We start from the raw sequence: 19810 nt of genomic DNA, 5'->3' as shown, positions 1-19810 counted from the left end.
GACACGGCCCGCCCGGCACCTGTGGGGGCGGGAGGTTGTGCTGCCGCGTCAACCCGGGCGGAACCGGCCCGGAGGCCGGGCGGTGGGCTCCGCAGCTGGCGGGGTGACGCTCGCAGCATTGTGGGCCAGCCGGCCGCCCGGAGGGGAGCCCCAGGACGGCCGGCATCGTCGTTCTGTCGGGAACCCGACAGTTAACTCAGCTGCGAACGGCCTCGACAGCCGCCGCGAGCCGCCGGACACCCTCGTCGATCCGGTCGGCGGTCACCGCCGAGAAGGCCAGTCGGAGCGCGTGCCGCCCGCCGTCCAGCATGAAGTCGCTGCCCTTCACCACGGCGACCCCGCGTTCGGCCGCCGCCGGGGCGAGCCGGTCGACAAGCACGTCCTCGGGGAACTCCACCCAGAGGAAGTAGCCACCGTCGGGCTCCACGAACTGCGCCTGCGGCAGGTGCCGACGCAACGACTCGGCGAGCACCTGGGACCGCTCACCCAGCGCCGCCCGGACCGTCTCGATCGAGCGGTCGATGTCACCGGAGACGCAGAACTGGTGCACGATCGCCTGGGACACCATCCCCGGGGAGATGTAGAGGCTCGTCGCGTTCTTCGCGATGGAGGCGATCAGGTCCGCCGGGCCGACCAGGTAACCGACCCGCACACCCGGGCAGACCGTCTTGGTGAAGCTCGACGCGTGCACCACCACGTTGCGGGTGTCCAGCGAGAGCATCGACGGCAGCGCCTCGCCACGGAAGCGGACGTCCGCGTACGGGTCGTCCTCGAAGATCGTGAACTCGTACTCGACGGCCAGGTCGAGCAGCTCCCGGCGCTTCTCCAGGGAGAGCGTCATGCCGGCCGGGTTCTGGTAGTTCGGGATGACGTGCGCGAGCCGGGGCCGGACCCCGGACTCCAGCAGCTTGCGCAGCTCGGCAGTGTCCAGGCCATCCGGCTGGACCGCGACGCCGTGCAACTCGCTGCCCATCCGCTGGAGGTTGAGCAGCGTCCGGTCGTACGTCGGGCGTTCCACCACCACCGCGTCGCCGGGGCGGACCAGGTGGTCGAAGAGGAACGCGTCGGCCTGGAGCGACCCGTTGGTGACCAGCACCTGGTCGGCCTCGACCCCGTGCTTCTCGGCGATCCACTTCCGCAGCGGAAGGTACCCGACGGAGGTGCCGTACGCCGTCACCCCCGCAGGGTCGGCGTCGAAGGCGCGGACGGCGGCGGCCTTGAGCCCCTCGACATCGACGATGTCCAGCGAGGGAGCCCCACGGGCAAAGGAGATCAACTGCTCGGCGGTCATGGATGTTGAGCGTACGGGCGGCGGCGGGGAACGCGCGGTCGGCACGGCGATGTCCGCATCCTGAGCCACCGGGTCGGGTGACAGCAGTCCACCGGTCGGCGGCAGATCAGACCGGAAGGGCGAGCGCGTCGTGCTGCGCGGCCCGGGAAAGCCCCTCAAACTGCACGCCGAGCGCGTCGAGGAGCTGACTCCAGTCGAAGTAGGAGCGCCAGGCGGTGATCCGACCCTTGCGGGCCCGGACCACGTCGGCCACCTCCCAGCTCACCAGGCGGCCGGTGGGCGCCACTGTGCCGTACGGCGAATGCAGGGTGCCGGTGTGGGTGCCGGTCAGGCGCAGCTCAACCGCCGCGCCACCACCCGTGCGGACCGCGCCCATCGGGTCGACCCGCAGATCTCCGAAGGCGCCGGTCCAGGTGCGCAGCAGCGCAGGCAGCTCGATCGGCCGGACCGTCACACCCGGCATGGCGTAGAACGCCTCCGGGGCGTAGAGATCCGGCAGCCGGGCCACGTCCCGACGCAGGAGCATGGCGTACTGCTGCTCGACCAGCCGCTCCGCGTCGCGCATCGGGACCTCCCCCGCGGGCCACGGCATCTCCGCGCCCGCAAGGGATGCTTACCCATCGATCCGGCCCGGCACACCCCGGTCAGGTCGTGGCGACCGCCTGGCTCTCCGACCAGACCCGCATGATGTCCCGGACGGAGATCACGCCGGCCACCTCCCGGCCGTCCAGCACCACCAGGTGTCGGAACCCGCCCCGGGCCATCGCGGCGGCGGCCTCGGCCACCGTCCACTCCGGCCCGGCGTAGACCACGTCCCAGGTCAGGTGGGCGCCGGTGCGTTCCACGTCGCAGTCCAGGCCGGCGCCGATGGCCTTCAACACGTCGCGTTCGGTCATGATCCCCACACCCTCGGAATCGGGGTCGATCACGACCGCCGACCCGACACCGCGGGCCGACATCATCCGGGCCGCCTGTCGGAGCGTGTGCTCCGGACCGACGACGAGGACCTGGCTGGACATCGCATCCCGTACCTGCATCACACATCACCCCTTTGGGACGGTGGCATTCGGTACGGACATGGTGGTCGGTGGATGTTTCCGGGACAAGAGCGGCATCGCACAAGCTGCGGACGCTGGATACTGTCGGATCGTGTCCACCGAGCCCCTGCGCTGCGCCGGCGCGCTGATCGTCGACCATGACGGCCGCATCTTCTTTCAGCGCCGCTCACCACACCGACGCCTGTTTCCCAACTGCTGGGACATCGTCGGCGGCCATGTGGAGCCGGGCGAGGACATCGACGAGACGCTACGCCGGGAGATCACCGAGGAGACCGGCTGGTTCCTCTCGCACGTCCTGGGTCAGGTGGGCGAGTACAGCTACGTCGGCGACGACGGCCTGGCCCGGACCGAGTACGACTTCCTGGTCCGCGTCGACGGTGACCTCGACCGGCCGACGCTGGAGGCCGGCAAGCACACCGAGTACCGCTGGCTGGCCGAGCACGAGGTGACAGTGCTCGACGAACACCGCGACGTCAACGACGGGCTGATCCGACGGATCGCTGAGGAAAGCTTCGCCGTCCTGCGGTCGATCGGTCTGTGAACACCGTCGAGCTGCCGCCGCACCGGATCGCCGGGCTGCTCGCACCAGCCGTGGACCGGACCTTCCGCGCCGGCATCCTGGCCGGCCGGGACGGTGGGGGCGCCGAACTGTCCCAGCGCTACGGCGGAGTGACGGCGACCGGTTTCCTGGTCGACCTGCGCACCCGACTGGCCGCACCCGGTGGCACCGTCGACGGGCCCGGGTTCGCCGCTATCACCCGCTACCACGACCCGGTCGCCTGCCGGCGGGCCGTGGACAAGCAGGTCGCACACGGGATGATCTACCGCGGCCCGGACGGCTCCCTCTCCGCCACCGAGCGGGGCGCCGCCTTCCTCGCCGAGCTGTACCAGGTGCACGCCGAGGTGACCGAGGAGTTGTGGGCCGGGCACGACGACCGGGTGGCCAGGCTGGTGGCCCTGCTCGGCCGACTGCTGTCGTACGCCCTGGTGCTGGCCGACGAGGCGGGGGACCGGGACGGCTCTGCCTTCGCCGCGCTGGCACCCCCGTACGAACCGGACGGCACCCCGTCGGGCGTGCTGCTGCTCAACCGGCTCGGCACGCTGCGCCACCACCGGGCCGACGCGCACGCCGCCGCCTGGGCTGCCGCCGGGCACACCGCGTCGAGCATCGCCGCCCTGCCGCCCGGCCCCGAACGGCTCGCCATCGAGTTGGAGACCGACCGGCGGGCCGCCGGCCCGTACGCCGCGCTCAGCGCGGAGGAGCGCCTGACCATGCTCGCCGACCTGGCGGCCTTGCCCGGCTGACCCGGTTGGCCGGAGCGGCACACCCAGCCGGCGCTATCCTCCAGCGGTGACGGGAGCAGGACGAGGGAGGATGTCGCGATGATCGGAATGGTGCTCGCGGCCGGAGCGGGACGACGGCTGCGCCCGTACACCGACACCCTGCCCAAGGCGTTGGTGCCGGTGGACGGCGAGACGACGATCCTGGACATCGCGCTGGGCAACCTCGCCGAGGTCGGGCTCACCGACATCGTGATCGTCGTCGGCTACGCGGCGGACGCGGTCCGCGAGCGGCAGGCCGACCTGGAGAAGCGGTACGGGGTCACGCTCACCCTGGTGCAGAACGACAAGGCCGAGGAGTGGAACAACGCCTACTCGCTCTGGCTCGCCCGGGAGTACTTCGCGCGCGGGGTGCTGCTGGTCAACGGGGACACCGTGCACCCGGTGAGCGTGGAGAAGACCCTGCTCGCCGAGCGCGGCCCGGGCATCCTGCTCGCCGTGGACACCCTCAAGCCGCTGGCCGAGGAGGAGATGAAGACCACCTTCGACGCCGCCGGCCAGCTCACCCGGATCACCAAGATCATGGACCCGGGCGAGGCGTACGGGGAGTACATCGGCGCGACGCTCATCGAGCCGCAGGTCGCCGACGCCCTCGCCGACGCGCTGGAGGCGACCTGGCGACGGGACCCGAACCTCTACTACGAGGACGGCTACCAGGAGTTCTCCGACCGGGGCGGGGAGGTGCGGGCGGCGCCGATCGGTGACGTCCCGTGGGTCGAGGTCGACAACCACGCCGACCTGGCCCGCGCTCGGGAGATCGCGTGCCGCTACTAGCTCGGAGCGTCCTCACCCCGCTGCACATCGACGTGCGACGCGGGGCGGTCGCCGACCTGGGCGCGATCCTGGCCGACGGGCGGATCTCCTCCGGGGGCGACGTCGCGGTGGTGGTCGGCCCGGGTCAGGGCGCGCAGATCGCGGAGCTGATCCGACCGTCGCTGCGGACCGCTGACGTGTTCACCGTCTCCGGCGGGACGCTGGACGCCGCCGACGACCTGGGCGGCAAACTCCGCGCCCGGTCGTACGACGCGGTGGTAGGAATCGGCGGCGGCAAGACCATCGACGTGGCCAAGTACGCAGCCACCCGCCGAGGGCTGCCCATGGTGTCGGTGGCGACCAGCCTCGCCAACGACGGGATCGCCTCCCCGGTGGCCAGCCTGATCACCGACGGGATCAAGGGCTCCTACGGCGTCCACATCCCGATCGGGGTGATCGTCGACCTGGACTTCGTGGAGAGCGGCCCGGACCGGCACAACCGGGCCGGCATCGGCGACGTGATCAGCAACATCAGCGCGCTGGCCGACTGGGAGCTGTCCCGGCAGGTACGGGGCGAGCCGGTCGACGGGCTGGCCGCCTCACTGTCGCGAGCGGGCGCCGAGGCGGTGCTCAACCACCCCGGCGACATGAGCGACGACGCCTTCGTGATCGTCCTCGCCGAGGCGTTGATCTCCAGCGGCCTGGCGATGGCGGTCGACGGCACCAGCCGTCCGTGCAGCGGCGGCTGCCACGAGATCATGCACGCTGTCGACTCGCTCTTTCCCGGCACCGCCTCGCACGGCGAGCTGGCCGGGCTGGGCGCGCTGTTCTGCACCTGGCTGCGCGGAGACCTCCGCCGCTTCGGGGAGATGTCGGCCTGCCTGGCCCGACACGGCCTGCCCCGGCTCCCCGCCGAGGTGGCGCTCACCGACGACCAGTTCATCGAGGCGGTGCAGTTCGCGCCGCGTACCCGCCCGGACCGGTACACCATCCTCGAACACCTGGCACTGTCGCCTACCGGGACCCGGGAGCGGCTGGCAGACTACGCCGGTGCAATCCGCGACCAGCTTGGCTGACCCCCGTCCCACCGTCGCCGACTTTCACCGGGTGAACCGGGGCGGCGGCCTGTTCAGCGAATCCATCAGCCAGTGGCTGGGGGCCGTCTTCGCGCTCGTCGCCCAGCGGCTCGGGCTGCGACCGACCGCGCTGACCATCACCAACCTGGTGCTCGGGCTGGCCACCTCGGTCACCGTTGTGGCGCTCGCCGGCCCGGTCGCCGCCGGGGACGTACCGGCCTGGGTGGTCGGCCTGCTCGCCCTGGTCGGCTGGCAGGTGGCGTACTCGCTGGACTGCGCGGACGGGCAGTTGGCCCGGGTGACCGGCCAGGGCAGCGCGGCCGGCGCACGCGTCGACGTGCTCTGCGACGTGGCCGCGCAGATCGCGCTGGTGGCCGCCCTGGCCGCCACCGCCGTGGCGCAGGAGCCGGCCACGCCGACCTGGCTCGTGGCGACCTTCGCGGGCACCTGGATGGTCAACCTGGTGACGTCGGTGATGCAGGCCGGCCCGAACGCGGCCAGCATGGTCACCTCGACCTCGCTGCCGGTGCGCCTGGTGAAGCTGGTCCGCGACTACGGCGCGGTGATCTTCGTGGCCGCCCTGGTGCTGGCCGTGGCCCCCGCACTGGTCCTCTGGGTGATGATCGCCTTCACGATCGTCAACGGCGGTTTCCTGCTGGCCAGCATCGCCTTCTCCGCCCGCGCTTCCCTGCGCTGACCCTACCCGCGCGTCGCCCGTCCGCAAGATCCGCACGGGAGGGCCAAGATCGCGCTCAATCCAGGATGTAGTGGCCTCGGAGCAGCCAGATGGGACTACTTCCTGGATCGAGCGCGATCCTGCAGGGCAGGACAGGGCAGCGCGGGCCCAGCCGCGCGGGGCGGGGTTCAGACGTGGGTGGGATTGCGGGCCAGGCCCGCGTAGATGTCGATGAGCTGCTTGGTGACCACATCCGGGTGGAAGATGCGCTCGTAGCGGGCGCGGGCGGCCACTGTCAGCCCGGACGCACCGGCGCGGGCGACCGGCAGTGCGGCAGCGAGCGCCGCCGGCTCCGGGGCGACCACCCAACCGGCCTCGCCCAGGTCGATCCCCGCCGGCATGGCTGACCCGCCGCCACCCCCGGCGACGGCCGAGGCGTTCTCGGCGGGCCCGGTGCCGGCGGGCTCGTGCGGGGCGTCGGCCCCGACCAGGTAGGGGATGCCGCCCAACGCCGTCCCGAGCACCGGCCGGCCACTCGCCAACGCCTCGATGATCACGGTGGGCAGCACGTCGTGCCACATCGCGGCGACGATCACCACGGCGCTCGCCTCGACCGCGGCCTGCACGCCGGCCCGGTCGAGCTGGCCGAGGTAGACGACGTCGGGTCGCTCGGCGGCGGCTGCCTCCACGAGGGGGCGCAGCTCACCGTCGCCAGCCACCCGCAGCGTGCCCAGCGCACCCACCGGGTGCCGACGCCAGGCGTCCAGCAGCAGGTCGACGCCCTTCTCGGGGGAGAGCCGGGCCATGTAGAGGAAGCCGTCACCGAGCGGCGCCGGCCGACCTGGGTCGGGTACCGAGTTCGGCTTCACCACGAGGCGCTCGTCCGGAATCCCGTAGTCGCGGAGGTGATCGGCGATCGCCGAGGTGAGCGCGATGTACCGATCCACCGAGCGCCAGGTGCCCCGGTGCACGGCCAGGGTGGTCGCCATCAGCGCGCTCTGCACCGCCGAGTCGCGGTAGCAGCGGTGCTTGATCGCCGGCACCCCCAACGCCCGGCCCTTGCAGTCCTGACAGATCACGCCGTCGCGGAAGTAGATCCCCGATGAGCAGACCTGCCGGTAGTTGTGCACCGTCTGCACCACCGGCACGCCGTGCCGGTGCGCGGTCCGCACCACCCACGGCGAGATCAGGGGGTACGGGTTGTGCAGGTGCAGCACGTCCGGCCGGTGCTCGGTGAGCAGCCGGCTCAGGTCGTGCTGGGCGCGCGGAGCCCAGATCGGCGAGATCGGCAGCAGCGCCTTCGCCGCCTTCGACATCGACGGGATCTCGTCCGAGCTGCGGATGAAGGGCAGCACCTCGACGCCAGCGGCGGTGAGCTGAGCGATCTCCGAGTCGACGATCGTGTTCTCACCGGAGGGCTGGGCTTGCCGGTACCGGTTGTGTGCCACCACGATTTTCACGGAGCTCGCCTTTCGTTCGCGGCTGTGCCGACTGTTGCTCGCGACTGCGGGGCTCGCAAGCTCACTCCTCGCGCTCGCGGTGGGAACTCGCACGCTCGTTCCGCACGCTCACGGCAAAGAAGGCTACCGTTGTGTCGTGCCCGAACTACCGGAGGTTGAGGCGCTCGCAGGTTACCTGCGTCAGCGCGCGGTGGGGCGGCGCGTCGATCGGCTGGAGATCGCCGCGATCAGCGCCCTGAAGACATACCAGCCGGCGCCGACCGAGGTCGCCGGTCGGGCGGTCGTGGACGCCAGTCGGCACGGCAAGTTCCTCGATGTCCTCTTTGAGGGTGGCCTGCACCTGGTGGTGCATTTGGCGCGAGCGGGCTGGCTGCACTACCGGGAGGCGTTTCCCGCCACCACCCCGCTGCGTCCCGGCAAGGGTCCGATCGCGGTGCGGGTACGCCTGGATGACGGTTCCGGTTTCGACCTCACCGAGGCCGGCACCCAGAAGAAGTTGGCCGCGTACCTGGTCACCGACCTCGCGGAGGTCCCCGGGGTGGCCAAGCTGGGCCCGGACGCGCTCGCCGCGGATCTGCCCACCTTCGCCGAGCGGCTGCGGAGCCGGCGGGGGCAGGTCAAGGGGGTGCTGACCGACCAGTCGGTGCTGTCCGGGGTGGGCAACGCGTACTCCGACGAGATCCTGCACGCGGCGAAGCTGTCCCCGTTCGCGATCACCGATCGGCTCACCGACGGCCAGATCGCCACCCTGCACGCCGCCACCCGACAGGTCCTCGGCGACGCGGTCGAGCGGTCCCTCGGTCAGCGGGCGGCGGAGCTCAAGGGTGAGAAGCGCTCCGGGCTGAAGGTGCACGCCCGCACCGGGCTGCCCTGCCCGGTGTGCGGGGACACCGTGCGCGAGGTGTCGTTCGCCGACTCCAGCCTCCAGTACTGCCCGACCTGCCAGACCGGCGGCAAGCCGCTCGCTGACCGTCGGTTGTCCCGTCTCGTACGGTGAGTAATTCCACTCCACGACTACGGAGCGGAATCGCCCTCACTGAGTGGAAGCTCCGGTCCGCCGTTCTGGTCACGCGCGCATCCATCGGTATAGTGGCCCGGTCCCCGGCTTCTGAAATGGTGCGGAGCCGGCCAGATCCCGCCAGCACCGTCGGTCGCCAATCTCCTTCGGGGCGGCGACCGGTCGGAGCCCGCGTGGGAGACTGGGACGGTGGGCGACCGGGCCTTCACGGTGAGTGAGCGGCCCGTGTCATGCGGGAGGACATGGGTGAGGTGACGGCAAGCCTCCAGCGCCCGGTAACCAACGAAGGCCGGAGCAGACTCGTGCGGCACGTCGACAGCTTCGAGATCCAGCCGCCGACGCCGCCGTCCCACAACGGCGTCCCTCGGTCGGCGTGGACCAGGGCGCGACGTCGTGTCTCCCGTTGGCACCGTCCCTACATCGCGATCCTGCTGCTGCTCGACTTCGGCGCGGCGGCGTTCGCCAGTTGGATCGCGATCCAGTTGTTCGACCAGGCCGCCTCCGGGTTCAACGACCTCAAGCAGGACCCGACCTGGTTCCACACCGTCTCGTACCTGCTGCTCCCGCTCGGCTGGGTGGTCATTCTCTGGAGCAACCGGGCCTACGACAGGCGCTATCTGGGGCTCGGCCCGGACGAGTTCAAGCGGGTCATCCGGGCCGCGGTGACAGTCGCCGCGAGCGTTTCGTTCCTCGCGTTCGCCACCAAGACCGCGCTGTCCCGCTGGACGGTGGGCACGGCGCTGCTCGGGGCGCTGCTGTTGATCCTGTGGGGCCGTTTCGTGGCCCGCTGGGCGCTGCACTACATCCGGCGGCGGGCCGGCCAGGCCGCGCACCGGATGGTGCTGGTCGGCACCCTGCCCGAGTGCCTGGAGGTCTACGCGGCGGTCACCCGCAGCCCGGCCGCCGGGCTGATGCCCGTCGCCATCCACATCACCGACGGGTACGCGGCTGCCCGGGGCATGCCGACCCCGGTTCCGGTGTACGCCGGACGCGACGTCCTGGCCCTGGTTCGTGAGGTCGGCGGGGACACCATCGCGGTCTGCGGGTCGGCCAGCGCCGAGCCGGGCGAGCTGCGTCGGCTGGCCTGGCAGTTGGAGGGCTCCGGCGTCGACCTGGTGGTCGCCCCGCAGTTGACCGACATCGCCGGGCCCCGGGTGCACATCCGGCCGATCGAGGGTCTGCCGCTGCTGCACGTCGAGGAGCCGACCCTCTCCGGGCCGGCGCTGCTGGCGAAGAACCTGATGGACCGGGTCGCCGCCGGCCTCGGCCTGCTGCTGCTGATCCCGCTCTTCCTGGCCATCGCCGTGGCGATCCGGATCTCCGACCCCGGGCCGGTCTTCTTCCGCCAGCCCCGGGTGGGGCACGAGGGACGCACGTTCCGGGTGTGGAAGTTCCGGACCATGTACGTCAACGCCGAGGACCGGCTGGCCAGCCTGGTCGACCGCAACGAGACCGACGGCATGCTGTTCAAGATGAAGGAGGACCCTCGGGTCTTCCCGGTCGGTCGTTTCCTGCGGGCCACCTCGCTCGACGAACTGCCGCAGCTGATCAACGTGCTCTGGGGCGAGATGTCGCTGGTCGGGCCGCGCCCGCTGCCGGCCGACGACGGTGACTTCCTGGGTGACGTGCGCCGCCGCCTGCTGGTCCGCCCCGGCATGACCGGCCTGTGGCAGGTCTCCGGCCGCTCCGACCTGTCCTGGGACGAGTCGGTCCGACTGGACCTCTACTACGTCGACAACTGGTCGCTCGCGTACGACCTGAGCATCCTGTGGCGCACGGTCGGGGTGGTGCTCGCCCGCAAGGGCGCGTACTAGAGGGTTGGCTCGTCGGCTCGCAGGGGCGAGGATCGCTGCGTGGCTGCCAACCTCTCCGCCGTGGTCGGCGTCGTCTCACTCGTCACCGCGCTGACCGCAGCCCTGCTGGCGGTGCTGCGGCTGCGCGCCCGCCGTGGCATCGCCACCGCCACCCAGCGCGCCACCTACGAGGTGCTGCACACCGCCGGCCTGGCCGCCGAGCCGCTGCGCGCGGGGTTGAGCGAGGCAGGCGCGGCGAAGGCCGTACGCCATCTGCGGGCGCTGGTGGGCGCGGTCGGGCTGGCGCTCGCCGACGCCGACCGGCTGCTGGCCCTCGACGGACGCGGCACGCACCACGGGGACCAACTGCTCGCGGCGGCCCGGCGGACGGTGGACTCCGGCCGTTCGACGGTGCTGGGTGAGCAGGAGCTGCACTGCGACCGGGTCGACTGCCCGATCCGGGGGGCGGTGGTCGCACCGTTGCTGGCGGCGGACGGCCGGGTGGTGGGCGCGCTGGTGGCGGTCGCCGACAGCCCACCGCCGCCGGGGTTGGTGCAGGCCACCCTGGAGACGGCGCACTGGGCCGGCAACCAGCTCGCCCTGGCCGAGCTGGACTCGTCGCGGGAGCGGCTGGCCCGCGCCGAGGTCCGCGCGTTGCGGGCGCAGATCAGCCCGCACTTCATCTACAACGCGCTGACCGCGATCGGCTCGTTCGTGCGCACCGATCCGGAGCGGGCCCGGGAGCTGATCCTGGAGTTCGCGGAGTTCACCAGGTACTCGTTCCGGGCGCACGGGGAGTTCACCACGCTGGCCGAGGAGCTGCGGTCGATCGACCGTTATCTGACCATCGAGCGGGCCCGGTTCGGCGACCGGTTGCAGGTGCGGTTGCAGATCGCCCCGGAGGTGCTGCCGGTGACGCTGCCGTTCCTCTGCCTCCAGCCGTTGGTGGAGAACGCGGTTCGCCACGGGTTGTCCCGCAAGCCGGGCACGGGCATGGTGAGCATCGAAGCTCGGGACGCGGGCGCCGAATGCCACATCACGGTGGAGGACGACGGAGTGGGAATGGATCCGACCACGCTGACCGCCGGCATCGCCGAGCTGGCCCGCGGCACCGGCGACCCGGGTGACGACACGGGCCAGCACGTCGGCCTCTCCAACGTCGACGAGCGGCTGCGGTCGGTCTTCGGGGACCGGTTCGGCCTGGTCGTGGAAACCGGGTTGGGCTCGGGTACGAAGGTGAGCATGCGGGTGCCGAAGTTCCACCCCGGCGTACGGGCAGGATCGTGAGCGAGCGAACCGGGACGGGTGCGGTGAACGCGGCCGGCTTCCTGCGCGTCCTCGCTGTGGACGACGAGCCGCCGGCGCTCGACGAGTTGGCGTACCACCTGCGGGCCGACCCCCGGGTGGCCCGGCTGCACACGGCTGGGGATGCCACCGAGGCGCTGCGGCTGCTGCGCGACGGCGACGTGGACGTGGTCTTCCTGGACATCCGGATGCCCGGCCTGGACGGCATGGAGCTGGCCCGGGTGTTGCGCCGCTTCGCCCGGCCACCGGCGATCGTGTTCGTCACCGCGTACGACGACGGCGCGGTGGACGCGTTCGACCTGGGCGCCACCGACTACGTGCGGAAACCGGTTCGTGCCGACCGGCTGGCCGAGTCGCTGCGTCGGGTGATCGGGTCACGGGTGGTGCCGTCGCACCCGGCGGCGCTGGCCCGCGCGGAGGAGGACCCGACGATCCCCATCGAGTTGGCCGGCACCACCCGGATGTTGCCCCGCTCGGCGGTGCGGTGGGTGGAGGCGCAGGGCGACTACGCCCGGTTGCACACCGCGGAGGGGTCGCACCTCGTGCGGGTCTCGTTGGCCACGCTCGCGGAGCGCTGGGCCGATGCCGGGTTCGTCCGGGTGCACCGGTCGTACCTGGTGCAGTTGAAGTTGATCGCGGAGTTGCGGCTGGTCAACTCGGGCTACGTGGTGGTGATCGACTCCACCGAGTTGCCGGTGAGCCGGCGGCACACCCGGGAGCTGAAGGACAAGCTGGTCCGGGCCGCGAAGCAGGATTGGAGTCGCTGAGTCGGGAATGAGCGCAGCCCTACCGTACGTTGTACGCTAGTCCGTACGACTTCCGGGAGGCCTGCCGTGACCGCTACCCCGTTCAACGCCGAATCCGAGTTCGACAGCCAACTCGACCGGCTGGTGCAGCTCGGCTACCCCACTCTCGCCGGGCTGACCGAGGGCGCCTTCCGCGACCTGGTCGCGCCACTGCGCGCCCGAGCGGTCGAGGGCACCGCCGGGCTGCCCGCCCCCACCGAGGCCCGGGTGCCGTTCCTCCTGGTCATCACCCGGGACCTGATCGGCGTGCCGGAGCGGGTGGAGCTGACCACCCTGGCCGGCAAGCGCAAGCCCGGCGTCGTCGACCGGAACTACGCCGAGGACGACCTGCCCCGCTTCGACCCGATCAAGGAGTTGGAGGTGCCGGCCGGGCCGGCGTACCTGCTCTTCGACGTCGACAGGGGCGAGGAGTTCCGCAACCTGGCCCCGGCCACCGCCATGCAGGGGATTACCGCGCAGGGCCGGTTGCCGCTGAGCATCGACGAGGGGCTCGCCTTCATCACGCTGCACCCGGCCGCGTTGGCGAGCAACAGGTGCTTCTCGTTGATCGGCTCCCGCTGCGGCGACAAGCGGGTGCCGGCGCTGTGGATTAGCCAGGGCGCACCCAAGCTGGGTTGGTGCTGGTACGGCAACCCCCACACCTGGCTCGGCTCCGCCTCGGCCCGACCGGAGCGCATCGGCCTGGAGTGACCGCAGGCGGGGCGGGCGCTTCCGGTGACGGGTCAGAAGATGTCGGACAGCGGAAGGGCGAGGGGGAACGGCTGCTCGGTGCGGTAGACCTCGCCCACCGGGAGAACGGCCTGTTCGCGGTAGCCGCCCGCTCCGTTCACCAGCACGGTCAGGGTCTGCTTGCGGGGCTCCACCAGCCAGTAGAGCGGAATGCCGACGGCCGCGTACTCGTGACGTTTGAGCACCAGGTCGCGGCCGGCGTTACTCGGAGAGATCACCTCGACGACGAGGAGCACGTCGGCCGGGTCGAGCGCCGCGCCGCCGCTGTCCAGTGCGCTCTCGCCAGCTACGAACAGATCAGGCACGAAGTACGAGGAGCGTTTCGCACTCACCCCGATGTCCTGACCGACGAGGACACCGGCGGGGGCCTGCCGGTCGAGGATCCGGCGGAGGCGGTTGGCGACCGCGCCGTGGAAGACGTCCGCATGGGGGGACACGAGCAGGCTCCCGTCAAAGATCTCGTAGACCTGGTCGTCCTCAGGGAGGCTCTGGAGGTCGTCCACCGTCCAGGCGTCGCCCCAGCCGGGCCGGGCAGGGTTGGTCACCGTCACACCTCCTCTCTACCGGACCACCCTGACAGCTCGGTTGGTTGTCCACAACGAGACTCCGGAGTTCCCACACGCCAGCCGGCATGATCCCCGAGTTATCCACAGCCGTGAGCGGTTCTCCACAGGTTATTCACAACGCAAACCACTGATCTCCACGGCGGCTCCCTACAGTCAGGACCCATGAACCAACGCCGGGTACTGGTGGTCGAGGACGAACGGACCATCGCCGAGTCCATTGCCGCCCGATTACGGGCCGAGGGTTTCACGGTGGAGATCGCGGCGGACGGGCCCAGCGCGGTCGCACAGTTCCACGCCGGGCAGCCGGATCTCGTCGTCCTCGACGTGATGCTGCCGGGCTTCGACGGCCTGGAGGTGTGCCGTCGGATCCAGGCCGACCGACCGGTGCCGGTGCTGATGCTCACCGCCCGGGACGACGAGACCGACCTGCTCGTGGGGCTGGCGGTCGGCGCGGACGACTACCTCACCAAGCCGTTCTCGATGCGGGAGCTCACCGCCCGGGTGCACGTCCTGCTGCGTCGGATGGAGCGGGCCGCCGCCACCCCCGCGCCGCCCGCCATCCGCCTCGGCGACATCGAGATCAACGAGGCCGAGCGCCGGGTCCGCCGCGCCGGGGCGGACGTGCACCTCACCCCGACCGAATTCGACCTGCTGGTCCACCTCGCGGGTCGACCCCGCACGGTGCTCCCCCGGGAACGGCTGCTCGCGGAGGTCTGGGGATGGGGCGACGGAAGCGGCACCCGCACCGTGGACAGCCACATCAAGGCTCTACGCCGCAAGCTGGGCGCCGATCTCATCCGCACTGTGCACGGGGTCGGCTACGCCCTGGAGCTGCCGTCGTGACGGCGACAGTGCTCACCCGCCTGGACCGGGTGCTGGAGCTGCTGCCCCGACCGCTGGACCCGGTGCGCTCCATCAAGCTGAAGCTGGGTGTGCTGCTGGTCGCCTCCGGTGCGGCCGGGCTGGCCTACTTCTCGTACGGCATCGGCTGGCCACCGCCGGTCACCTCGGCCACCGCCATCGCCGTCGCCCTGCTCACGTCGCAGGTGCTCGCCCACGGCATGACCTCGCCGTTGCGGGACATGACGGCCGCCGCTGGCGCGATGGCCCGCGGCGACTACACACGTCGGGTACGCGCCACCTCCCGCGACGAGGTCGGCGAGCTGGCCCAGGCGTTCAACAAGATGGCAGAGGATCTGCACGCCGCCGACCAGCGTCGACGGGAGCTGATCGCCAACGTCTCGCACGAGTTGCGTACGCCGATCACCGCGTTGCAGGGCGTGCTGGAGAACATGGTGGACGGGGTGGCCGACCCCGAACCCGCGGCGCTGCGTTCGGCGTTGGCCCAGACCGAACGTCTCGGGCACCTCGTCGCCGACCTGCTCGACCTGTCCCGGCTCGACGCCGGGGTGGTGCCGCTGCGGCGAGTACGCATCGACGTGGGGGACTTCCTCGACGAGGCGGTGGAGCACGCCACGGCCAGCGCGTCCGGTGCCGGCCTGGACGTGCGCTTCCAGCTCCGCGACCTGCCGGCACCGCTGACTGTCAATGCGGACCCGTGGCGGCTGCACCAGGTCTTCGCGAACCTCCTCGACAACGCGGCGCGACACAGCCCACCCGGCGGCACGGTACGGGTGAGCGCCGAGGAACACGGCGACCAGCTCCGCTTCGAGGTGAGCGACGAGGGCCAGGGCATTCCGCCGGCCGAGCGTTCCCGGGTGTTCGAGCGTTTCACCCGCGGCGACCGGTCCGCCGGCGGCGGGACCGGGCTCGGCCTGGCCATCGCCCGGTGGGTCGTCGAACTACACGGCGGGCGGATCGGTGTCCTCGATCCCGCCGGACCAGACCGGGGTAACCGGCCCGGCTGCCGCATCCAGGTCACCATCCCGTGCGACGGGCCATACCGAGAAGAGGCCGCATGACCAGCCCCGGCAGCACCCCACTCCCGGCCACCGGGCCGACCGGGCCGCAGGTCTTCCCGGCCGTCGGCCCCGGCCCGGCTGCCACACCTGTCGCCGGCCGACCTCAGCCGTGGCCTGTCGCACCCGCCCTGCCCAGGCCCCCGTCGCTGATCCAGCGCCGCTGGCCGGGGCCGTCCGGACCTGCCCGCCCGCTGGCATTGGGGGCACTGACGGCCGCGGCGGTCGTCGGCGCGTCGATCCTGACGATGGTTCGTCCCGGCCTCGGCTGGCTGGTGGCCACGCTGGCCGTCACCGCCGCAGTGGTCACCGCCAGCGTCGTCCGTTCCGGGATGTCGGCCTCGGCGGCGGACCCCAGCACGCCGACCGCCGAGGCGACACCAACGGCTCCACCAGGACCGACCGCCGCACCCGCACCGACCGTCAAGACCGGACCGACCGCCGCACCAGCGCCGACCGTCCAGGCGGCTCCGACCTCCGCACCCGAGCCGACCGTCCAGGCGGCCACCGCCCGTCCCGGTGCCACGGGGGCACCGGGGCGGGCGGAACAGGCCATCTGGGCCGCCGCAACGGTCGCGTTGACAGCCGTCGGTACGGTCCGGGCCGCCGGCTGGCTCTTCGCCCTCTGCCTGCTCGCGGCCGCGGTGACCGGGGCCCTCGCGGTGACCGGCGCGCGAAGCACGCTCGGGATGCTGGTCGCCGTGGTGCTGCCGCCGGCCGCGACGGTACGGGCGCTCCCGTGGGCGGTACGCGGAGTACGCGACACCCGTCCAGCGGGGCCTGGTATCGGCTTCGGGCGCATCCTCACCAGCCTGGCGATCTCCGCCGTCCTGCTGGCGCTGTTCGGGTTGCTCTTCTCCTCCGCCGACGCGGTCTTCGCCGAACTGGTCGCCGGCCTGCTGCCGGACATCTCGCTGCCCGGCGTGATCGGCTGGACGTTCCGACTGTTGCTGATCGGCGGTGTGCTGCTCGGTGGGGCATACCTGGTCAGCCGCCCACCCGACCTGGAGGGCCTGCGGACGGCGTCGTCGCGCCCGGCTCACCGGCTGGAGTGGACAGTCCCACTGGTGTTGCTCGACGCCCTGTTCGCCGTGTTCGTGCTGGTCCAGCTGACGGTGTTGTTCGGCGGGGCGGGGCACGTGCTGCGGACGGCCGGGCTCACTTACGCCCAGTACGCCCGCGGCGGGTTCTGGCAACTGCTCGCCGTCACCGCGCTCACCCTGCTGGTGATCGCGATCGCCGCCCGCCGGGCGCCGAAGGCCACCCGGGGGGACCGGCTGCTGGTCCGCGTCCTGCTCGGCACGCTCACCGCGCTCAGTCTGGTGATCGTCGCCTCGGCGCTCTACCGGATGCAGGTCTACGCCGACGCGTACGGTGCCACCCGGCTGCGGCTCGTCGTGTCGACAGTCGAACTCTGGCTCGGGTTGCTCTTCGTCCTGGTCGGGGTGGCCGTGGCGCGGTTGCGGGCCGACTGGCTGCCCCGGTTGGTGGTCGGCACAGCGGTGCTGGCGCTGCTCGGGTTGGCAGTGCTCAACCCGGATCGCCTGATCGCCGAACGGAACGTCGACCGCTACCTGGAGACCGGCCGGTTGGACGTCAGTTACCTGTCCGGGCTGTCGGCCGACGCCGTACCGGCCCTGAGTCGTTTGCCCGAGCCGATGCGCTCCTGCGCGCTGGGGCAGATCGCCGCCGAGCTGCCCCGGGACGGCCTCTGGGTGGCGAACCTCGGCAGGGAGCGGGCCCGGCGGGTTCTCGACACGATCCGGGTGAGCGCCAGCGTGACCGACTGCCCCGGACTGCGACGCTGGTGAGCGTGAACGCTTGACAATCGCGCCCGGCCGGCGAGACTGCCGGGATGGCCAAGCAACTCCCTGATGTGGGGTCGGGCGGTGCGGTGCCGCCGCCCCGGCGGTCCCGGATCGTGCTGGCCGAAATCACCAGGCAGGACACCCGCGCCGAGCGGACCCGCGCCGAGCTGGCCCAGCAGACCCAGGTCGGCGAGGCGCTGGTCCGTGGCCTGGTTCGAGCCCAACTCGCGCTGGCGCTGCGGCTGTCCCTGGTGGTGGCCATCGGGTTGGGCGGGTTGCCCTGGCTGTTCGCGATCGCGCCCTCGCTCGGCCGGACCACAGTCGCCGGCGTCAACCTGCCGTGGCTGCTGCTCGGGGTGGCCTCCTTCCCGTTCCTGATCGGGGTGGGTTGGGCGTACGTGCGGTTGGCCGAGCGCAACGAGCAGGACTTCACCGACCTGGTGCAACGGCCGGAGCACTGAGGTGGGCAACGACTTCGTGGTCCCGGCCATCGTGGCGGTCACCCTGGTCACCGTGGGGATCGGCTTCTACGGTCTGCGGTTGGCCCGGACCACGTCCGACTTCCTGGTGGCGTCCCGGGCGATCAGCCCGACGTGGAACGCCGCCGCCATCGGCGGGGAGTACCTGTCGGCGGCGAGCTTCCTCGGCATCGCGGGGCTGGTCCTCAAGTACGGCGTGGACGTGCTCTGGTACCCGGTCGGGTTCGCCGCCGGCTACCTGGCCCTGCTGCTCTTCGTGGCCGCGCCGTTGCGCCGGTCCGGGGCGTTCACCCTGCCCGACTTCTGTGAGCTGCGGCTGGGGTCGCGCCGACTCCGCATCCTGGCCACCGCCTTCGTGATCTTCATTGGTTGGCTGTACCTGGTGCCGCAACTCCAGGGCGCCGGGCTGACCCTGGCCACTGTGGCCGGCTCCCCGTACCCCCTCGGAGCCCTGCTGGTGGCGGCCGTGGTCACCGCGAACGTGGCGCTGGGCGGAATGCGCGCGATCACCTTCGTGCAGGCGTTCCAGTACTGGCTCAAGTTGACCGCTCTCGCCGTACCGGTGATCTTCCTGGCCCTGCAGTGGCAGGCCGACGGCCGGCCGGCGGTGACCCCGCCCGACGGGCCGACGTTCCGGACCGCGACCACAGTCGTGGTCGAGCACCGCGCGACCCTCACCCTGCCCGACGGTGACATCCGAGAGGTACGCCCCGGCGACGAGTTGACCTTCGCTGCCGGTGATCCGGTGCCGGACGTGGCCGGGGTGGCCACCGATGCCAACGACTGGTTGCTGCCCAGCGCCGCCGGTGACGACGACCGGGGCCTGTTCGCCACGTACTCGCTGATCCTGGCCACCTTCCTGGGCACCATGGGCCTGCCGCACGTGTTGGTGCGCTTCTACACCAATCCGGACGGCGCGGCGGCCCGCCGGACCACCCTGGTCGTGCTCGCGTTGGTCGGCGTGTTCTACCTGCTGCCCACCCTGTACGGGGTGCTCGGTCGGATCTACACACCGCAACTGCTGCTCAGCGGCCAGACCGACGCGGTGGTGGTGCTGCTACCCGGCGCTGCCCTCGGCGACGGGCTGGTCGGGCGGCTGCTCGCCGCGCTCGTCGCCGCGGGCGCGTTCGCGGCGTTCCTCTCCACCTCGTCCGGCCTGCTGACCAGCGTCGCCGGGGTGATTTCGACGGACGTGCTCGGTCGCGGCTCGGTACGCGGGTTCCGGCTGGCCACGGTCATTGCCGGTGGCGTGCCGGCGGTGCTGGCGCTGCACGTCTCCGGACTGGACGTGTCGCAGGTCGTCGGGCTGGCCTTCGCGGTCGCCGCGTCGAGCTTCTGTCCGCTGCTGGTGCTCGGCATCTGGTGGCGCGGGCTGACCGACGTGGGCGCCACCGCCGGCGTGGTGGTCGGCGGCGGCGCGGCGATCGGCGCGGTGCTGGTCACCGTGCTCGGCCCACCGCTGTCCGGCTGGCCGGCCACGCTCATCGCGCAACCGGCCGCCTGGACGGTGCCGCTGGCGTTCACAGTGATGGTCGCCGTGTCGATGGCGACCCGCCGCCGGGCCCCGGCGGACGTCGCCGCCACCATGCTCCGCCTGCACACCCCGGAGGCTCTCCGGATGCAGTGAGCAGAGCAGCCGCGACGCCTCCCACCATGATCACCAGCGCCCCGGCGGCTGGCAGCCGTCCGCCTCGGGGATGATCGCGGGTCCGCCCGATGCCGGACGGCGGGA

The 19810-nt window shown here is 71.8% G+C and carries 20 protein-coding genes; 15 read left to right on the top strand and 5 right to left on the bottom strand.

Annotated features, from left to right (window positions below; all coding sequences use genetic code 11):
• Positions 1–196: 196 nt before the first annotated feature.
• The 3 genes from ABZU74_RS03515 to ABZU74_RS03505 all read right to left on the bottom strand — a co-directional run bounded on the left by ABZU74_RS03515 (position 197) and on the right by ABZU74_RS03505 (position 2328).
• The gene (locus ABZU74_RS03515; protein ID WP_355417975.1) at positions 197–1291 is read right to left on the bottom strand and encodes a PLP-dependent aminotransferase family protein; all 1095 of its coding nucleotides are present in this window, start codon (positions 1289–1291) and stop codon (positions 197–199) included.
• 106 nt (positions 1292–1397) lie between these two features.
• Positions 1398–1856: an ester cyclase gene (locus ABZU74_RS03510; protein WP_355417972.1), complete on the bottom strand. Its 459-nt coding sequence runs from the start codon at positions 1854–1856 to the stop codon at positions 1398–1400.
• A gap of 79 nt (positions 1857–1935) precedes the next feature.
• The gene (locus ABZU74_RS03505; protein WP_030487774.1) at positions 1936–2328 is read right to left on the bottom strand and encodes a CBS domain-containing protein; all 393 of its coding nucleotides are present in this window, start codon (positions 2326–2328) and stop codon (positions 1936–1938) included.
• Between the two features lie 112 nt (positions 2329–2440).
• Here ABZU74_RS03505 and ABZU74_RS03500 point away from each other — a divergent pair, with 112 nt between their 5' ends.
• From ABZU74_RS03500 to ABZU74_RS03480, 5 genes are all read left to right on the top strand, one after another.
• Positions 2441–2890 (top strand): NUDIX domain-containing protein, encoded by a 450-nt coding sequence (locus ABZU74_RS03500; RefSeq protein ID WP_355417969.1) that lies wholly within the window; start codon positions 2441–2443, stop codon positions 2888–2890.
• Positions 2887–3654, top strand: a complete 768-nt coding sequence (locus tag ABZU74_RS03495) for a hypothetical protein (protein ID WP_355417966.1) — start codon at positions 2887–2889, stop codon at positions 3652–3654. The genes ABZU74_RS03500 and ABZU74_RS03495 overlap by 4 nt, the downstream gene beginning before the upstream one ends.
• A gap of 78 nt (positions 3655–3732) precedes the next feature.
• Positions 3733–4464: a phosphocholine cytidylyltransferase family protein gene (locus ABZU74_RS03490; RefSeq protein ID WP_355417963.1), complete on the top strand. Its 732-nt coding sequence runs from the start codon at positions 3733–3735 to the stop codon at positions 4462–4464.
• A complete protein-coding gene (locus ABZU74_RS03485; RefSeq protein WP_355417960.1) occupies positions 4452–5519 on the top strand; it encodes an iron-containing alcohol dehydrogenase family protein in 1068 nt (355 codons plus the stop codon). The genes ABZU74_RS03490 and ABZU74_RS03485 overlap by 13 nt, the downstream gene beginning before the upstream one ends.
• Positions 5494–6216 carry a CDP-alcohol phosphatidyltransferase family protein gene (locus tag ABZU74_RS03480; protein ID WP_355417957.1) on the top strand — a complete coding sequence of 241 codons (723 nt, stop codon included), beginning with the start codon at positions 5494–5496 and terminating at the stop codon, positions 6214–6216. The genes ABZU74_RS03485 and ABZU74_RS03480 overlap by 26 nt, the downstream gene beginning before the upstream one ends.
• 167 nt (positions 6217–6383) lie before the next feature.
• Here ABZU74_RS03480 and ABZU74_RS03475 read toward each other — a convergent pair whose 3' ends face one another.
• Positions 6384–7655: a glycosyltransferase gene (locus ABZU74_RS03475; protein ID WP_355417954.1), complete on the bottom strand. Its 1272-nt coding sequence runs from the start codon at positions 7653–7655 to the stop codon at positions 6384–6386.
• 136 nt (positions 7656–7791) lie between these two features.
• Here ABZU74_RS03475 and ABZU74_RS03470 point away from each other — a divergent pair, with 136 nt between their 5' ends.
• From ABZU74_RS03470 to ABZU74_RS03450, 5 genes are all read left to right on the top strand, one after another.
• Entirely contained in the window at positions 7792–8652 is an 861-nt protein-coding gene (locus ABZU74_RS03470) for a DNA-formamidopyrimidine glycosylase family protein (protein ID WP_355417951.1), read from the top strand.
• Between the two features lie 263 nt (positions 8653–8915).
• Positions 8916–10487: a sugar transferase gene (locus ABZU74_RS03465; protein ID WP_355418248.1), complete on the top strand. Its 1572-nt coding sequence runs from the start codon at positions 8916–8918 to the stop codon at positions 10485–10487.
• Positions 10488–10526: 39 nt separating this feature from the next.
• Positions 10527–11753 carry a histidine kinase gene (locus ABZU74_RS03460; protein WP_355417948.1) on the top strand — a complete coding sequence of 409 codons (1227 nt, stop codon included), beginning with the start codon at positions 10527–10529 and terminating at the stop codon, positions 11751–11753.
• A gap of 23 nt (positions 11754–11776) precedes the next feature.
• On the top strand, positions 11777–12538 hold the full coding sequence (locus ABZU74_RS03455; protein ID WP_238657880.1) for a LytTR family DNA-binding domain-containing protein: 762 nt from the start codon (positions 11777–11779) through the stop codon (positions 12536–12538).
• 66 nt (positions 12539–12604) lie between these two features.
• Complete coding sequence (locus ABZU74_RS03450; protein WP_355417945.1) at positions 12605–13267, top strand: DUF5701 family protein; 663 nt, start codon at positions 12605–12607, stop codon at positions 13265–13267.
• A 32-nt stretch (positions 13268–13299) separates the two neighbouring features.
• Here the strand turns inward: ABZU74_RS03450 and ABZU74_RS03445 are convergent, their stop codons facing one another.
• Complete coding sequence (locus ABZU74_RS03445; protein ID WP_355417942.1) at positions 13300–13851, bottom strand: Uma2 family endonuclease; 552 nt, start codon at positions 13849–13851, stop codon at positions 13300–13302.
• A gap of 183 nt (positions 13852–14034) precedes the next feature.
• Between ABZU74_RS03445 and ABZU74_RS03440 the strand changes: the two genes are divergently transcribed.
• From ABZU74_RS03440 to ABZU74_RS03420, 5 genes are read left to right on the top strand one after another with little or no spacing between them, the layout of a single operon-like run.
• Positions 14035–14715, top strand: a complete 681-nt coding sequence (locus ABZU74_RS03440) for a response regulator transcription factor (protein WP_355417939.1) — start codon at positions 14035–14037, stop codon at positions 14713–14715.
• Positions 14712–15794, top strand: a complete 1083-nt coding sequence (locus ABZU74_RS03435) for a HAMP domain-containing sensor histidine kinase (protein WP_355417936.1) — start codon at positions 14712–14714, stop codon at positions 15792–15794. Before ABZU74_RS03440 ends, ABZU74_RS03435 begins: the two co-directional genes overlap by 4 nt.
• The gene (locus ABZU74_RS03430) at positions 15791–17602 is read left to right on the top strand and encodes a DUF4153 domain-containing protein (protein WP_355417933.1); all 1812 of its coding nucleotides are present in this window, start codon (positions 15791–15793) and stop codon (positions 17600–17602) included. The genes ABZU74_RS03435 and ABZU74_RS03430 overlap by 4 nt, the downstream gene beginning before the upstream one ends.
• A 44-nt stretch (positions 17603–17646) precedes the next feature.
• Complete coding sequence (locus ABZU74_RS03425) at positions 17647–18060, top strand: hypothetical protein (RefSeq protein ID WP_355417931.1); 414 nt, start codon at positions 17647–17649, stop codon at positions 18058–18060.
• A gap of 1 nt (position 18061) precedes the next feature.
• A complete protein-coding gene (locus ABZU74_RS03420) occupies positions 18062–19705 on the top strand; it encodes a cation acetate symporter (protein WP_355417929.1) in 1644 nt (547 codons plus the stop codon).
• The last annotated feature ends 105 nt before the right edge of the window (positions 19706–19810 follow it).

Origin of the sequence: Micromonospora sp. NPDC005171 (assembly GCF_040608575.1) — a bacterium.
Taxonomy (GTDB): Bacteria; Actinomycetota; Actinomycetes; order Mycobacteriales; family Micromonosporaceae; genus Micromonospora.
Note: the sequence above shows the minus strand (reverse complement) of the source record. Positions and strands in the feature narration are given on the sequence as shown.

Bases quoted from the DNA above. Each gene is read 5' to 3' on its own strand.
- ABZU74_RS03515 (WP_355417975.1), bottom strand. From the start codon at position 1,291: ATGACCGCCGAGCAGTTGATCTCCTTTGCCCGTGGGGCTCCCTCGCTG.
- ABZU74_RS03440 (WP_355417939.1), top strand. From the start codon at position 14,035: ATGAACCAACGCCGGGTACTGGTGGTCGAGGACGAACGGACCATCGCC.
- ABZU74_RS03430 (WP_355417933.1), top strand. From the start codon at position 15,791: ATGACCAGCCCCGGCAGCACCCCACTCCCGGCCACCGGGCCGACCGGG.
- ABZU74_RS03425 (WP_355417931.1), top strand. From the start codon at position 17,647: ATGGCCAAGCAACTCCCTGATGTGGGGTCGGGCGGTGCGGTGCCGCCG.
- ABZU74_RS03505 (WP_030487774.1), bottom strand. From the start codon at position 2,328: ATGCAGGTACGGGATGCGATGTCCAGCCAGGTCCTCGTCGTCGGTCCG.
- ABZU74_RS03490 (WP_355417963.1), top strand. From the start codon at position 3,733: ATGATCGGAATGGTGCTCGCGGCCGGAGCGGGACGACGGCTGCGCCCG.
- ABZU74_RS03465 (WP_355418248.1), top strand. From the start codon at position 8,916: ATGGGTGAGGTGACGGCAAGCCTCCAGCGCCCGGTAACCAACGAAGGC.
- ABZU74_RS03510 (WP_355417972.1), bottom strand. From the start codon at position 1,856: ATGCGCGACGCGGAGCGGCTGGTCGAGCAGCAGTACGCCATGCTCCTG.